Source organism: Rugosimonospora acidiphila (genome assembly GCF_039543385.1).
GTDB lineage: Bacteria > Actinomycetota > Actinomycetes > Mycobacteriales > Micromonosporaceae > Rugosimonospora > Rugosimonospora acidiphila.
The window spans coordinates 119,992-135,420 of the sequence record NZ_BAABJQ010000005.1 but is presented as its reverse complement, the minus strand read 5'-3'; the positions used below and the strand labels follow the sequence as shown (position 1 = coordinate 135,420).

General features: G+C 72.1%; 12 protein-coding genes. 8 read left to right on the top strand and 4 right to left on the bottom strand.

Annotated elements, in window-relative coordinates:
• Positions 1 to 78 precede the first annotated feature (78 nt).
• Complete coding sequence (locus ABEA87_RS10620) at positions 79 to 726, top strand: DUF1345 domain-containing protein (protein ID WP_345628424.1); 648 nt, start codon at positions 79 to 81, stop codon at positions 724 to 726.
• 99 nt (positions 727 to 825) lie between these two features.
• Here ABEA87_RS10620 and ABEA87_RS10615 read toward each other — a convergent pair whose 3' ends face one another.
• The gene (locus ABEA87_RS10615; protein WP_345628422.1) at positions 826 to 972 is read right to left on the bottom strand and encodes a hypothetical protein; all 147 of its coding nucleotides are present in this window, start codon (positions 970 to 972) and stop codon (positions 826 to 828) included.
• Between the two features lie 363 nt (positions 973 to 1,335).
• On the opposite strand from ABEA87_RS10615, the gene ABEA87_RS10610 reads away from it, so the two are divergent.
• The 3 genes from ABEA87_RS10610 to ABEA87_RS10600 all read left to right on the top strand — a co-directional run bounded on the left by ABEA87_RS10610 (position 1,336) and on the right by ABEA87_RS10600 (position 3,402).
• Complete coding sequence (locus ABEA87_RS10610) at positions 1,336 to 2,352, top strand: cation diffusion facilitator family transporter (protein WP_345628420.1); 1,017 nt, start codon at positions 1,336 to 1,338, stop codon at positions 2,350 to 2,352.
• Between the two features lie 180 nt (positions 2,353 to 2,532).
• Positions 2,533 to 3,015, top strand: coding sequence for a DUF3817 domain-containing protein (locus ABEA87_RS10605; RefSeq protein WP_345628418.1), 483 nt, complete (start codon positions 2,533 to 2,535; stop codon positions 3,013 to 3,015).
• 84 nt (positions 3,016 to 3,099) lie between these two features.
• Positions 3,100 to 3,402, top strand: coding sequence for a DUF6582 domain-containing protein (locus tag ABEA87_RS10600; protein ID WP_345628416.1), 303 nt, complete (start codon positions 3,100 to 3,102; stop codon positions 3,400 to 3,402).
• Between the two features lie 43 nt (positions 3,403 to 3,445).
• On the opposite strand, the gene ABEA87_RS10595 is transcribed toward ABEA87_RS10600, so the two are convergent.
• Entirely contained in the window at positions 3,446 to 4,228 is a 783-nt protein-coding gene (locus ABEA87_RS10595; protein WP_345628414.1) for a DUF72 domain-containing protein, read from the bottom strand.
• A gap of 168 nt (positions 4,229 to 4,396) precedes the next feature.
• Here ABEA87_RS10595 and ABEA87_RS10590 point away from each other — a divergent pair, with 168 nt between their 5' ends.
• Positions 4,397 to 8,899: an AAA domain-containing protein gene (locus ABEA87_RS10590; protein ID WP_345628413.1), complete on the top strand. Its 4,503-nt coding sequence runs from the start codon at positions 4,397 to 4,399 to the stop codon at positions 8,897 to 8,899.
• Between the two features lie 33 nt (positions 8,900 to 8,932).
• On the opposite strand, the gene ABEA87_RS10585 is transcribed toward ABEA87_RS10590, so the two are convergent.
• Positions 8,933 to 9,964 (bottom strand): lactonase family protein, encoded by a 1,032-nt coding sequence (locus tag ABEA87_RS10585; protein WP_345628411.1) that lies wholly within the window; start codon positions 9,962 to 9,964, stop codon positions 8,933 to 8,935.
• Positions 9,965 to 10,249: 285 nt separating this feature from the next.
• On the opposite strand from ABEA87_RS10585, the gene ABEA87_RS10580 reads away from it, so the two are divergent.
• Positions 10,250 to 11,668, top strand: coding sequence for a glycoside hydrolase family 18 protein (locus ABEA87_RS10580; protein WP_345628409.1), 1,419 nt, complete (start codon positions 10,250 to 10,252; stop codon positions 11,666 to 11,668).
• A gap of 56 nt (positions 11,669 to 11,724) precedes the next feature.
• On the opposite strand, the gene ABEA87_RS10575 is transcribed toward ABEA87_RS10580, so the two are convergent.
• Positions 11,725 to 13,128, bottom strand: coding sequence for a carbohydrate-binding protein (locus ABEA87_RS10575; RefSeq protein WP_345628407.1), 1,404 nt, complete (start codon positions 13,126 to 13,128; stop codon positions 11,725 to 11,727).
• A 199-nt stretch (positions 13,129 to 13,327) separates the two neighbouring features.
• Here ABEA87_RS10575 and ddaH point away from each other — a divergent pair, with 199 nt between their 5' ends.
• Entirely contained in the window at positions 13,328 to 14,131 is an 804-nt protein-coding gene (gene ddaH, locus ABEA87_RS10570) for a dimethylargininase (RefSeq protein WP_425570832.1), read from the top strand.
• A complete protein-coding gene (gene rocD, locus ABEA87_RS10565; protein ID WP_345628403.1) occupies positions 14,128 to 15,390 on the top strand; it encodes an ornithine--oxo-acid transaminase in 1,263 nt (420 codons plus the stop codon). The genes ddaH and rocD overlap by 4 nt, the downstream gene beginning before the upstream one ends.
• Positions 15,391 to 15,429: the final 39 nt, after the last annotated feature.

Below are 15,429 nucleotides of genomic sequence, written 5' to 3'. Positions count from 1 at the left end.
GGTGTCCTCGTGGCGGGGGCGGCGCCCGTACGCTGCGGCGCGCCGGGTGGCGGGGCGGGATGTGGGTAGGACAGGGCCATGCCATTCAGGACGCCGGAGCACCACTCGGCGGTGGCCAGGGTCGGCCTGGCCGCCGCCGCCGGCCTGATCGGCGGGGCCCTCGCCGGCGTCTTCGGCCCCGGGAGGCTGGCTCCGCTCATCGGCTGGGACGCGATGGCGCTGACCTGGGTGGGCCTGATCTGGTCGGTGATCTGGCCGATGAACGCCGAACGGACCGCGCAGCGGGCCGGGCACGAGGACCCGACCCGGCCCATCGCCGACGTGCTGCTGATCTTCGCCGCCGTGGCGAGCCTGGTGGCGGTCGGCTTCGTGCTGGTACAGGCCAGGCACGCCAAGGGGATGGCCGAGTTTCTCCTGGTCGTGCTCGCTATCGCCAGCATCGTGCTGTCCTGGACCCTGGTGCACACCACGTTCACCCTGCGCTATGCCCGGATGTACTACACCGGGCCGGACGGGGGAGTGGGCTTCAACCAGACCGAGGCGCCGGCCTACTCGGACTTCGCCTACATGGCGTTCACGATCGGCATGACCTTCCAGGTCTCCGACACCAAGCTGGAGACCAAGGAGGCGCGGTCGATCGCGCTGCGCCACGCCATGCTGTCCTACATGTTCGGCACGGTCATCGTGGCCGTCACGATCAACTTGGTGGCCGGCCTGGGGCACTAGCCCGAACACCGGCTGATACCCCGAAATGCCCCAATCCACCCAGCGACCGGACCCCTGGCCCCGCTGGTCGGCCGGGCCGTGCGGCGGGAGCTGTCGGGGTCAGAACGGCGACTGGACCCCGGCGAACATGCCGCCGCAGCACAGCACGAAGAATGCGACGACGCCGGCGCTGATCAGCAGGGTCAGCCGGACCCGCCGGCGGCGGGCCGCCCGGTGGGCGGCGATCGTGCGGGGAGAGTCGGGCATGACGCCTCACCTCTTGATCCCGAAATTGCCCTGATCCGAAATTGCCTGATCCCGAGTTGCCTTGATCTTGGGTTGCCCTGATCTTGAAAACGCCTTGATCGGAAATCGTCGGATTACGGCGGTCCTGGGGTCAGTGTCCCTATTCTGGCACGCGCCGAGTGAATCGGCCTCCGGTCGGCCGGCGAAGCCGGGTTGCGCGGCGGCGGAGCCGGGGTCGCCCGGCCGGTGGATGGCTCCACTGTCTACTGTGGAGGCTTCACGGGTCGGCGGGGATCTCGGCGACGGTCGGTCGATCCGGCGACGCGAAGCCTTTTCGAGGTCCCGGGGAGGCGCGAAGCGCCGGCAGCCGGAAGGATGAGACCCATGACGACGGCGAGCCAGAACAAGTCGCAGGACGGCAGCACCGTCACCGTCCTGCTGGCCCTGGCCGCCAACCTCGGCATCGCCATCCTCAAGGCGCTGGCCGGGCTGCTGACCGGCTCGGCGGCGCTGCTGTCCGAGGCGGCGCACTCGGTCGGCGACACGGTCACCGAGCTGTTGCTGCTCACCGCGCTGCGCCGCTCGCGCCGCCCGGCCGACCGGCGTCACCCGTTCGGGTACGGCAAGGAGCGGTTCTTCTGGTCGCTGCTCGCCGCGATCGGCATCCTGGCGTCGGGCGCCGCCTTCTCGTTCTACGAGGGGTACCGCACGCTGCGCGGCCACGGCGGCGAGGAGGGCCGGGCCTGGGTCGGATACGCGGTGCTCGGCCTGTCGGCGGTGCTGGAGGGCATCTCGTTCAGCCAGGGTGTCCGGCAACTGCGGGCGGAGTCGGCGAGGATGGGCGAAACGTGGCGGGCCTATCTGCGCAATCCCCGGGACCCGACGGTCAAGAGCGTGGTGCTGGAGGACTCCGCCGCGCTCATCGGCATCGTGCTGGCCTTCGCCGGGCTGGCGCTGCACCAGGCCACCGGCTCGGCCGTGTACGACGGCACGGCCGCGCTGGCGATCGCCGCGCTGCTGGTCGTGGTGGCGTACCAGCTGGCACAGACCAGCAAGGGGCTGCTGATCGGGCAGCAGGCCAACGTGAGGCTGGTTCGCGCGATCCGGATCCGGCTGGCCGAACAGCCGGAGGTGGAGAAGGTGGTCGACATCCTCACGATGATCGTGGGAAGCGACAACATCCTGCTGTGCGCCCGGCTCGACTTCCAGGATTCACTGAGCGCGGCCGAGCTGGAGCGGGCCTGTGTGCGCATCGATGCCTCGCTGCGCCAGGAGTTCACCGATCTCGACGAGGTCTTTCTGGAGCCGGTACCGCGCAACGATCCCGAGCTTCGCGCCCGGGTGCTGGCCCGGTACGGCGACATCCTGGAGCGCGACGTCCAGCGGCCGGCCCCCGGCTGACGGCCCACCCACCCGGCCGGCCCCGCCCGCCCGACCGCGCGCAGGCGTCGACGCGTCCCCGCGCCGCCCCGCTGAGGCTCCCGCCGGGCCCCACGGCGGCGCCGTGTCGGTGGAGTCGAGCAGGTCACGGGTGTCCGGACCGCCCGGTGCGTCCGATCCGGCGGCGGCTACTCTCGGGGAATGTCGACCTCCCAGGCCGTGCCTGTGGTTCCGGTACGCGCACCGGTCCGCCGCGGCGTGTTGTTCCGGTACCGGTTCATGGCTTACTTCACCGCGGTCTTTCTGCTGGTCCTGACCTTCGTCGCGATTCCGATGCAGATCTGGGCGCACAACGAGACGCTGGTGGCGATCGTGGGCCAGATCCACGGCTTCGCGTACATGGTCTACCTGATCTGCGCGTTCGAGCTGACCGTCCGGCTCCGGATACCGCTGGTGAAGCTGGTGCTGGTGTTGCTGGCGGGCACCATCCCGTTCGGCGCGTTCTTCGCCGAGCGGAGCATGAGCCGGCGTTGGCAGGCCAACCAGCAGGCCGTCGCCGAGGCCCTGCTGCTGGCGCGCTCGGCCCAAGCCGCCGCCGCGCCCGGCCCCGCCGCGCCCGGCCCCGCCGCGCCCGGTGTGGCGCAGCCCGATTCGGCCCAGGCCGACTCGACCTCGGCCGGCTGACCGGCCCGATCCGAGATCATCCGGGCCGGTCGACCGGCCCGGCCGGTCGTTTGCCCCCTCCGGAGGCCGGGTACCGGATCGGGCATGAAGGTAACCTGGAAGCCCCATGATGATCACGGCACGCTGTCCAGCAAGGAGCGCCGCGACCTGCCCGACTCGGTCTACGCCTTCCCGGACAAGCGCAAGGAGCCGCTGACCGACGCGCGGCACGTTCAGAACGCTTTGGCCAGGTTTGACCAGGTTCAGGGTGTGAGCGAGGCGGAGCGCGACCAGGCGTTCGCCAACATCAAAGCGGCGGCCAAGCACTTCGGCGTCGACATGGTCGAGAGCAACTGGCGCCAGCTCGGCAAGCTGCCGCACACCGCGAACCCGGCGCACCGCCGCTGACCCAGGGCGGCACCGATGATCGGCGGGGTGACCCGCCGCGACCCTAGGCCGTCCGAGGAGCCGACCTCGCCGGGGCCGGGTACCGGCTGACCGGTAGCCCCCGGCGGGCCGCCAGGGCGGCGAGCGCCGTGGCGTTCCGGATCGCGGCGCCACCCGGGTCGTTGTTGAAATACACGTGGACCGCTTCGCGGTCGACCGCGAAGGTCCCGGCCACCCGGTCCAGCCAGGAGACCAGCGCCGCCCGCCCGTACGAGGGCCGGGGCGTCCCACGCCCCTCATGCAGCCGCAGGTAACCCCAGTCGGCGGTGCGCCACATAGGCGTGACCGGGCGCCCGAGCCGGTCCGCCCAGGCCAGCGCCGCCCCGTGCCGCTCCAGCGTGGAGCGCACCCTGGGCGTCCACCACGACTCGTGCCGGGGCTCCACCGCCACCCGTACCGTGGCCGGGAACCGGGCCAGCACCGCGTCCAGCGCCTCCGGGTCCACCGGCAGCGTGGGCGGAAGCTGCAGCAGCACCGGTCCGAGCCGGTCGCCCAGCGCCTCGGCCCGGGCCAGGAACCGCGCGACCGGTTCGTCCGGGTCCCGCAGCCGCCTGATATGCGTCAGAAACCGGCTCATCTTCACCGCGACGCAGAAGTCGTCGGGGGTGCGCCGCCGCCACTGCGCGAACGTCTCGCGCTCCGGCAGCCGGTAGAACGCGTTGTTGACCTCGACGGTGGCGAACGCGGAGGCGTAGTACTCAAGCCATTGGCGCTGCGGCACGCCCTCGGGATAGAACCGGCCCCGCCAGTCCCGGTACTGCCAGCCCGAGGTACCCACCACGATCACGACTGGCGGAGTACCCGCGAACCGCCCGCCGTTAACCGCCGCCCGCGACCCCCCCACCCGTCGGCTCCCGGCCCGGCTCCCGGCCCGGGGCTCACGGCTCCGGGGGCCGTCCTGGGAACCGGGATGCCGTGTGGCCAGCCGTGGCCGCCTCGGGCTACCGTCATGCGGATGGACGGGGTGGCCGAGTCGGACGACCCAGCGGCACTGCGCGATCGCGCGGTCTCCCTCGTGGAGTACCTGCTCGCGGTGCGCTCGCTGCTGGACAAGCCGGTCCGCACCGTGCCCTCCACGGACTCGGTCTGGCATGCGGAGCTGCCCGCCGATCCGGCCTGCCGGCTGGGTCCGGCCGAGCCCGGCGGGCCGTGGCTCACGGTCGGGCGGCCGGCTCCGCCGCCGGACCCGATGATCCCGGCCGGTCTGGTCGCCCACCTGTCCTGGGACCTGTCCTATGTAGACGAACCCCGACTGGCCCCACCGGCGCCCGGCACGCCGGTCGTCTCGGCCGCGCCAACCGCGCGAGCCGTGCCGACCGCGCCGGCACCATCGAGCGGGGCGACAGTGCCGACCGGGCCGACCTTGCCGGAAGATCCCGCGGGTCTCGGACGGGACGGGGTGCCGAGCGAGGAGGCGAGCTCGGGCGCGGGGGAGTGGCCGGCCCGCCAGGCCGAGCTGCTGGGCTGGCTGGAGCGGGCCTGGCGGCCCTGGTCGCGCGCCGCGGCCTCGGCCGAGGCGACCCGGCGCCTGCACGATCGGCTCTACGACCTGCGCTACCGGCTGGACATGACCGCCGCCGGCACCGAGCTGGTCTGGGGTCACGCGATCCTGCGCACCGAGGCGGCCGGCCACCGGATCGCGTACCCGCTGCTGGCCACCCCGGTCGCTATCGAGTACGACCCGGAGCGCGCCGAGGTGGCAGTCGTACCGCAGGGGCCGCCCCGGCTCCAGGTGGACGCCCTGGCCGATCTGGACGGGCGGCGGGTGGCCGACCTGCTCGACCTGGCCGGGCCGGTGGGCCAGGTCGACGTCGACCCGTGGGACGAGCCCGACCTCGCCGCCTTCATCGAGCGGGCCGCCCGCCGGCTCGCTCTGTCCACAAAGGACATCGAGGGTACCGGGGTGCTGTTCGCCAGGCCCCGACTGCGGATGGTCCGCCGGTTCCTGGAGGACATGCGTACCCGACTGTCCAGTCAGGACGGACAGGTCGGCGCGCTGGCCAGCGTGCTCGCGCACGAACCCAGCCGGCTGCGCCTGCCCGGCGACGACCCGGCCGACTGGACTCGGGTCGGTCGTCGGCTGCTGATGCCGATGCCCAGCAACGAGGCGCAGGAGTCCATCGCGCGCCGGCTCGCCGAGCACCGCAGCGTCGCCGTCCAGGGCCCGCCCGGTACCGGCAAGACCCACACCATCCGCAACCTCATCTGCCACCTGGTCGCGCACGGCAAGCGGGTGCTCGTGCTGGCGCAGAAGGAGGACCCGCTGCGGGTCCTGCGGGACGGCCTGCCCGAGCAGATCCAGCCGCTGTGCCTGGCCGTGCTGGGCCGCTCGGCCGACCAGTTGGTCCAGCTTCAGCTCGCGGCGCGGGAGCTGTCCGACCGGGCGGCCACCCTGAACAAGGACGCGGAGGCGCGGTGGGCCGACAAGCTGGAGGCCGAGATCGAGCGGGCCGAGGGCGAGCTGGCCGAGGCCCAGGAGCGGCTGCGCGAGGCCGCCGAGCGGGAGGCCGCGACGTTCGAGCTGCCCGGTGGCGTGGGCACCGCCAGCGAGGTCGGCGAGTGGCTGCGGGGCAACGCACCCGCCCTGGCGCTGATCCCCGACCCGGTACCGCCGGGCGTGCCCGCGCCGCTGACCGTGGCGGAGTTCGCCACCCTCTTCGACCTGGCCCACCGGCTTCCGGCCGCCGACCGGGCCGCCGCGTGCGGACAGCTGCCGGTGGAGGGCCAACTGCCCACCGGCGAACAGCTGGCCGGGCGCCGGGCCGGGCTCCGGGACGCCCGCAAGGCGGTCGACGCGCTGGTTGAGCGCGGCATCCGACCCGAAGGGGTACGCGAACTCGGCCAGCCGCGCCTCGACGAGCTGGCCCGGGCCCTGCGCGACGCGGCCGGCGAGCTGACCCGGCAGGAGGGCACCTGGACCGACCGGCTCGGTCACCTGCTGCGCGACCCCGCCTGGCAGGCGGTCTGGGACGGGCACGTCACCGGATGCCGGGAGATTCTCGGCGAGCTGAGCCGGCGCACCACGCTTCTGGCCGGTCGGCGCGTCGAGGTACCGGAGGAGCAGGCGGCGGCGCCACGGCAGCTGCTCGCGTCGCTGAACGAGACCCGTGACCGGCTGGCCGAGGGCCGCAGGATCGGCCGGTTCGCCCGGACCGACCTGCACCGGCTCATGGTGGCGTGCCGGGTCGACGGGGAAGAGCTGCGCACCGTCGCGGACGTGGAGTTGGTCATCGCCAGCGTGGAGCGCACCCAGCTGCGGTCGCAGCTGTCCGCTCGGTGGGCCGAATGGTCGGCCCGGCTGGACTTCCCGGTGCCGCCCGGTGCCGAGCCGGAGATCTGGGCCGGGCACCTGCTCACCTCGGCGACCGGGGCGCTGGACTGGGAGCGGCACCAGTGGCCGGACCTGTACGAGACGCTGAGCGTGATCCTGTCGCGCGAGCAGCGGCAGGTGGACGCCCGTACCCTGGCCGAGCTGGCCGGCATGGTGGAGGCGTGCGGCAACGTGCTGCTCGCCGACCGGCTGCGGGCCGAGCACGACGCGGTGGCCGGCTGGATCGAGCTGCGGGAGGCCGCCGTCGAGCCCGACGGGCCCGATCGAGCCGATACCCAAGATCAGGCCGGCGGGAGTAGCGGGGCCGGCGAGCGTGGCCCGGCTGGGCCGATGTCCGCGCTGGCCGCCGCCTGGCGCGCGGACGACCTGGCCGGCTGGGACGCGGCGCTGGCCGAGGTCCGCCGGCTGCGGGCGGTACGCCCGGACGCGCTGCGCTTCGCCGAACTCGTGGCGCGGCTGGCCGAGGTCGCACCCGGCTGGGCCGGCCGGATCGAGGCCGGCGCCGCCCTGCCCGGCTCCGGGGAGCAGGGCTACCTGGCGTGGCGCTGGCGTCAGGCGCAGACCTGGTTCGACGAGGTGGTCGGGCAGGTCGACACCGCCGCGCTGGGCCGGCGGGTGGAGCGCTGCCGGGAGCAGATCCGCTCGCTCACCGGAGACCTCGTGGTCACCTCCGCCTGGCTGGCCGTGGCCAGGGGGCTGGACGACCGCAAGAAGGCCGCGCTCGCCGACTGGACCGCCGCGCTTCGCAAGATCGGCAAGGGTACCGGCAAGACCGCCGCCCACTGGCAGGCGATGGCCGCGCAGGCGATGGCCGAGGCGGTGACCGCCGTACCGGTCTGGGTGATGTCCATCGATCGCGCGCTGGAGCAGTTCCAGGGCGGGGAGCCGCGCTTCGATGTCGTGGTCGTGGACGAGGCGTCCCAGGCCGACATCTTCGCCCTGCCGGTGCTGAGCCTGGCCCGGCGCGCCGTGGTGGTCGGCGACGATCAGCAGATCGGGCCGCAGCTGGTCGGGGTACCGGCGGACAAGGTAGGCGCACTGATCAACGATCAGCTGCGGGAGGTACCGTCCCGGGCGCACTTCGACACCGAGAGCAGCCTGTACGACCATGCCGTGCGCCGCTCACCCGAGCGCATCCTGCTCACCGAGCACTTCCGCTGCGTACCGGCGATCATCGCGTTCTCCAGCGACACCTACTACGACCGCAAGATCCAACCGCTGCGCGCCGACCTCCCCGCCGGCATCGACAACCCGGTCAACGCGGTGTTCGTGCCCGGCGGGCTGCGCGAGCCGCGCGACGAGTTCGGCGAGGTCAACGTCGCCGAGGCGGAGGCGCTGGTGAGCCGGGTCGAGCTGATCGTCGCCGACCCGCGGTACGACGCCAAGACCATCGGCGTGGTCAGCCTGCTGTCCACCAGCGGCCAAGCCGCGTACCTGCAGCACCGGCTGCGTGAGCAGATCGGCGCCGAGGAACTGGAGCGCCGGGCGCTGCGGGTCGGCGACCCGTACACGTTCCAGGGCGACGAGCGGGACATCGTGCTCGTCTCCATGGTGGTGGCGCCCGGGGTGCCGGGCGGCGTCGGCGCTGTGCCGTCCCGCGCGGCCATCGGCGCGTTCACCCGCCGGGACTACCACCGACGCATCAACGTGGCCGCGTCCCGGGCCCGCGACCAGCTCTGGCTGTTCCACTCGGTACGGCTGCAGGAGTTGGCCGACGACGACGCGCGCGCCCTGCTGCTGGCCTACTGCCAGCAGCCCCGGCTCGGCGAGCGGCCGCCACAGGATCCGGAGTCCGCCTGCACCAACGACTTCGAGCGCGCCGTGCTGCGCCGGCTGCGCGGGCGCGGGCTGTCACCGGTACCGCAGTTCCGGATCGGCGACTACCGGATCGACTTCGTACTGACCGCGCCGGACGGCCGGCGGCTGGCCGTCGAGTGCGACGGCGACCGCTACCACGGCGCCGACGCGTTCGCCGCCGACCTGCGCCGACAGGCGATCCTGGAGCGGGTGGGCAACGCCAGCTTCGTGCGGGTGCGCTCCAGCGTGTTCCACCGCGATCCCGACGTCGCGCTCGCCCCGGTCTTCCAACGCGCCGCCGAACTCGGCCTGCTGGCCGCGGTCCGGTAGCCGCCGACCGCTGGCTCGGCCGGTGGCCGTCGGCTACTCGGCGGACGCCTCCGGCCGGAGCCGGACCGGCAGGATGCAGGTCGGCGTGCCGGTCTCGGCCAGCACCCCGAGGGGCTGCGGCACCCCGGTCGCCGGGTCCAGCCGGAAGCCGGTCACCGTGCTGGACTGCTCGTTGGCCACCATCAGCACGTCGTCCACGATGGCGAAGTGCCGGGGCCAGACGCCGTCGCACGGGGTCTCGTCCAGGCCGTGCAGCGACCCGGCGTCGTCGATCCCGAAGGTCACGATCGTGTTCGCGCCCCGATTCGACACGTACAGGTGCCGGTCGTCGGCGGACAGCGCGATGCCGGCCGGGAAGTTGCGCTCCTTCGGCTCGGAGAGGGTCGCCGAGACCGCCTCGGTCAGGTGCAGTTCGCGCAGTTCGAAGTCTGGTTCGAAGATCGAGATCGTGGAGTCCAGCTCGTTGGCGACGTACCAGCGGCCGGACGGGTGGGCGACCGCGTGGCGGGGCCCCGCGCCCGGGCGGCTGCGGGCGAACGGGTCGGCCGCCCGGGTGAGTTTCCCGGTGGCGGCGTCGATCTGGTACCCGACCAGCCGGTCCAGCCCGAGGTCGACCACCACCACCTCGCCGCTGACCACCTTGACCTCGTGCGCGTGCGGTCCGGCCTGCCGCTCCGGGTCGGCGCCCCGGCCGTTGTGCTGGATCAGGTCCACCAACTCGCCCAGCGTGCCGTCCGGCATCACCGGGTGCACCGACACGCTCCCGCTGCCGAAGTTCGCCGCCATCAGGTACCCGGCGGGGTGCAGCAGCAGGTGGCAGGGCAGGGTACCGGCGGTGGGTTGGTGGCTGAGCAGCCGCAGCCGGCCGTCCGGCTCGATGGCGAACGAACTCACCTCGTTGGCGGTCAACTCGTTGCAGGCGAACAGCGCGCCCCGGACTGTGTCCGCGACCAGGAACGATGGGTCGGGAGTGTCCACCCGGTCGATCAGGGTCAACCGCTCGTCCTGGCGTCCGTAGATCGAAATGCCCGCGCCGTAGGAACCGACGTATACCAGATCCGTCACCTTGTCACGATCTCACGATCGGCCCGCTCCCGCTTGGCGACCTCCCCCGTGAGGCCGAAACCCTCACCGGTCCGCGTGCTCACGCACCGCGTGGTAAGAGAACCGGCCGTCCCGGCGCCGCGCCGACCGAGGGCCGGCGATCCGACCGAACGCGTGGCGCGCCGGCTCGTTGAACGGGTCGGTCCTGATCGGCCGGGCGGCCTTGACCGGCTAAATAGTTAGGACTATTGACAGAAAACCCGGGCGGCGCGAGTGTGAGCGCGTCGGATCCAGAGAGGAGCGTGTATGTACCCCACACAGGGCCGTCCGCACCGGCGGCGGCTCGCGCTCGCCACGGCGCTGCTGCTCGGCGCGGGCCTCGCCGCGGCCGCCCCGGCCGGCGTGGCCTCCGCCAACCAGGGCGCGGACGCGGGCGGAGCACCCCGGAAGGTCGTCTCCGCGTACTTCGCGGACTGGGACGTCTACGGTCGCGGTTACTACGTCAAGGACATCCCGGCCGACAAGATCAATGTCATCCAGTACGCCTTCGGCGTGCCCACCTACGACGCGTCGACCGGCACGCCCGGCTGCGGGATCCTCGACCCGTGGGCGGACTACCAGCAGCCCTACACCTCGGACATCTCGGTCGACGGGGTGGCCGACGACTCCGCCGATCCGAACCAGCACCTCTACGGCAGCTTCAACCAGCTCCGCAAGCTCAAGGCGGCGCACCCCGGCCTGAAGGTCGAGATCTCGTTGGGCGGCTGGACGGACTCCACCTACCTCTCCACGATCTCCAAGACCGCGGCCCTGCGCCAGGCGTTCGTCTCGGCCTGTCTCAACACGTTCATCGCGGGCAACCTGCCCGGCGACAGCTGGCCGCCCAGCGCCGGTGGCCCCGGCGCCGCGGCCGGCCTGTTCGACGGGATCGACCTGGACTGGGAGTACCCGACCTCGGTCGGCGGGGGCAACGTCAACGTCGGGCCGGAGGACCGGCACAACGCGACCCTGCTGGCGGCCGAGTTCCGCCGGCAGCTCGACCAGCTCGGCGCCAAGAACCACGCTCACTACCTGCTGACCGCCGCGATGCCGGCGGCAAAGAACTCCACCAACTACTACGAGCTGCGCCAGTTCGTCCAGTCGTTGGACTGGGCGAACATCATGACCTACGACTTCAACGTGCCGGGCGGCACGGTGTCCGGCCCGGACACGTTGTTCACCGGCGATCCGCGGGACCCGAACGGCAGCGACTGGACCTGGAACACCACCGGTACCGTCGCCTGGTACCTGGCCAACGGCGTGCCGCGCGACAAGATCGTGGTGGGGGTGCCGTTCTACGGCAACCAGTACATCCGCAGCGACGGGCTGTACCGGCCGTTCGACAACACCGGCCTGGACCCCAACAGCCTGCAGCCGGACCAGATGCCGCAGCCGACCTACCACTCCCTGGTGGACGTGGCGAACCTTGTCGGCCACAACGGGTACACCAGCAGCTGGGACCTGCTGGCCGGCGAGCCGTACCTGACGAACAAGGCGGCGGTGCACAACCTGGCGACCGGGACGGTGACCGTGCCGACCACGATCGTCTACTCCGACCCACGGTCGATCGGGGAGCGCACGCTGCTGATCAAGGCACTGGGCCTGCGCGGCGCGATGGCGTGGGAACTCAGCCAGGACTCGGACTCGCACGCGCTCATCTCGGCGCTGAATCCCGTGCTCCACTGACCGGGTGCCGGGCCGGGCGCGTCGCGCGCCCGGCCCGGATTCCTTGCCCCACAGAGTCAGCAGGCGCCGTTGTCGGTCCAGACGCCCTGGCTGTTGTTGCCCGGGATGTCGCCCTGGGTCCACCACTTCGCGGTCCACCTGTGGCCGTTGTAGGCCACCAGCGCGCCGCCGTTGTAGGCGGTACCGGCGCTCCACGCCGACAGCCCGGTGCACGAGCCGCCGCCGCCGGTCGGCCCGGTGGTGGGGCCGCCGCCGGAGCACGCCCCGTTGTCGGTCCAGACGCCCTGGCTGTTGTTGCCGGGGATGTCGCCCTGGGTCCACCACTTCGCGGTCCAGGTGTGGCCGTTGTAGGAGACCTGCGCCCCGCCGTTGTACGCGGTACCCGCGCTCCACGCCGGCGCCGCGCATGAACCGGGCGGGGCCGGGGTGCTGGTGGTGGGCGGCGGCGACTGCGGGGGAGTGGCGCCGGCGAACTGGGTGGTGTATTTCGTGAAGTCCCAGTCGTTCTGCGTCACGCTGCTGCATACGCCCGAGGTGGTGCCGCTGGGCGGGTTGCAGGCCCGGTCCCGGTTGACCGCCCAGAAGGTGTAGCGGGACAGCCCGTGCCCGGTCGCGTAGTTCAGCACGGTCTGGAAGTCCGACTGGTAGAAGTACTCGCCGGCGTCGGTGCGTCCGTTCATCATCGAGACGCCCTCGTGGTTGTACGCCGTCGCGCTGCTCCAGCCGAACGTGTTGACCAGTAGCGTGTGGAACGCCTCCAGGGCGCTGGTCTGCGAGGCGGCGCCGTTGAACCCGCCGTCGAACGGCATGATCGAGAAGTTGTTCGGCGTGAAGCCGAGGCCCTTCGCGGTGTTGAGCACGTTCTGCCCGAAGTACCCGGTGCCGGCGGCCGTGCCCGCCGTGGTGACGGAGACGTACAGCCCGGAGTTGTTGCGCTGCAGGATCTGGGCCGCGCCGATCTCGTTGTTGATGGCGGCGGTGTTCTCGTACTCGGGCTCCTCGAGGTCGAAGTCGATGGCCTTCAGCGAGTATTTCGTGATGACCTGCTGGTACGCGGCGGCGGTGGCCGCCGCCGTGCCGCAGGTCTGGCCGAGCTTGGTTCCGCCGTACCCGCCGGCGGAGACCGTCACGTCGCCGCCGTGCGACCGGACTCCGCTGATGATGTTCGCGACCGTGTTGTCGGAGGAGACGGACGCGGTGCCACCCCAGGTCGGGGTGCACCCGCCGCCGTTGGGCGCCAGGATGAACGCGAGCTCGAACGCCTTCTGGCCGGTGGCCGCCATGACCGTGGGCAGGTCCGGCGGATTGTTGTCCAGCGGCATCACGTACGGGGCCGAGCCGTACCAGTTGTTGCTCAGGGTGGCCGCGTTGGCGGTGCCGCCGACGGTCACGCTCAGGATCGCCGCGCCCGCGACGGCCGCCGCCATGGCGGCGGTGCTGACCAGTCTGGATCGTCGCACAGGTCCTCCCGAATCTTAGTTAACAAACTTTATTGTTAAGGATGTATATCAGGGGCGCCGGTGAGTCGCAACCATCGGTCTACGCCAATGTCTGCTGCCGACGCGGTTAACGGAATGCCGCCATCCGCCGCGAAGGCGCAACGAATCACCGCCGGAACGCAAGTTCGTTTCACGGTTGCCCGGTGATCCGGAGCCTAGGTTGAGGACCATGAGCCGGCGATACCTGATGTGTCGACCCACGTACTTTGCCGTGGACTACACGATCAACCCGTGGATGGACCCGAGCACTCCGGTCGACGCGGAACTCGCCATTCGGCAGTGGACCGAACTGGCGGACATCTACCGCGACCTGGGGCACACTGTCGAACTGATCGAACCGCTGCCGGGGCTGCCCGACATGGTCTTCGCCGCCAACGGCGCGACGGTCATCGACGGCACGGTGCTCGGCGCCCAGTTCAAGTACCCGGAGCGGGCCGCGGAGGGGCCGGCGTACCTGGAATGGTTCGCCCGCGCCGGCTTCGCCACCCACCAGGCCAAGTTCGTCAACGAGGGCGAGGGCGACCTGCTGCTCACCGAGCGGTTCCTGCTGGCCGGCACCGGCTTCCGCACCGATCCGGGGGCGCACGGCGAGGCGCAGGAACTGTTCGGCCGCCCGGTGATCGGCCTGCAACTGGTCGATCCGAGCTTCTACCACCTGGACACCGCGCTGTGCGTGCTCGGCGGCCCCGCCGAGGTGGCGTACCTGCCCGAGGCGTTCTCGGCGGGCAGCCGCCGGGTACTGGCCCGGCTGTTCCCGGACGCGATCACGGTCGACGAGCCGGACGCGCGGGTGTTCGGCCTGAACGCGGTCAGCGACGGGCAGCGCGTCGTCCTGCCGGTCCAGGCCGTTGGACTCATGAGTGAGCTGGAGCGCCGCGGGTACCGGCCGATCGGGGTGGACATGTCCGAACTGCGCAAGGCCGGTGGCGGCCCGAAGTGCTGCACATTGGAGGTACGGGTATGACGGCGACGGTTGACAACCACCGCGGCGCCGAGGCGATCGCCGAGGCCGAGCAGTGGACCGCCCACAACTACCACCCGCTGCCGGTGGTCATCGCCGACGCCGAGGGTGCCTGGGTCACCGACGTGGACGGCAAGCGGTACCTGGACTGCCTGGCCGCCTACTCCGCGCTGAACTTCGGCCACCGGCACCCGCTGCTGGTCGCCGCCGCGCGTGGGCAGCTCGACCGGGTGACGCTCACCAGCCGCGCGTTCCTGCACGACCAGTTCGGGCCGTTCTGCCGGGAGTTGGCGGAGCTGTGCGCCGAATCGCAGTCCGGTGCCGCCGGCGAGGCGCGCGGCACCGCCGAGATGGTGTTGCCGATGAACACGGGCGCCGAGGCGATCGAGACCGCGATCAAGGTTGCCCGGGCCTGGGGCTACCGGATCAAGGGGGTACCGGACGGGCAGGCCACCATCGTCGTCGCGGCCGGCAACTTCCACGGCCGCACCACGACGATCGTGAGCTTCTCCACCGATCCCGAGGCACGTGCCGGGTTCGGCCCGTACACGCCGGGCTTCCGGATCGTCCCGTACGGCGACCTGGAGGCGATGGCCGAAGCGATCGACGACACCACGGTCGCGGTGCTGATCGAGCCGATCCAGGGCGAGGCCGGGGTGTACGTCCCGCCGGACGAGTACCTGGTCGGGGTCCGGTCGCTGTGCACCACGCACAACGTGCTGTTCGTGGCGGACGAGATCCAGTCGGGGTTGGGCCGCACCGGGGACACCTTCGCGGTCCAGCACGCCGGCGTGGTGCCGGACCTGTACGTGCTGGGCAAGGCCCTGGGCGGCGGCATCGTGCCGGTCTCGGCGGTGGTCGGCCGGCGCGACGTGCTCGGCGTGCTGCGCCCCGGCGAGCACGGGTCGACGTTCGGCGGCAACCCGATGGCCTGCGCGGTCGGCCGGGCCGTGGTCGGGCTGCTGCGCACCGGGGAGTACCAGGAGCGGGCCAAGCGGCTCGGTGCCGTGCTGCACGAGCGGCTCGGCTCACTGGTGGGGCACGGGATCGTCGCGGTGCGTGGGCGGGGCCTGTGGGCCGGCGTCGACATCGACCCCACCCTGATGACCGGCCGGCAGGCCACCGAGCGGCTGCTGGCCCGCGGGGTGCTGGCCAAGGACACGCACGGCTCGACCATCCGGCTGGCCCCGCCCCTGGTGATCACGTCGGACGAGGTGCACTGGGCGGTCGACCAGCTCAGCGAGGTGGTCGCCGGCGACTGACCGGCACCGGCGACGGCGGCGCCATGCCACGAGGGCGCC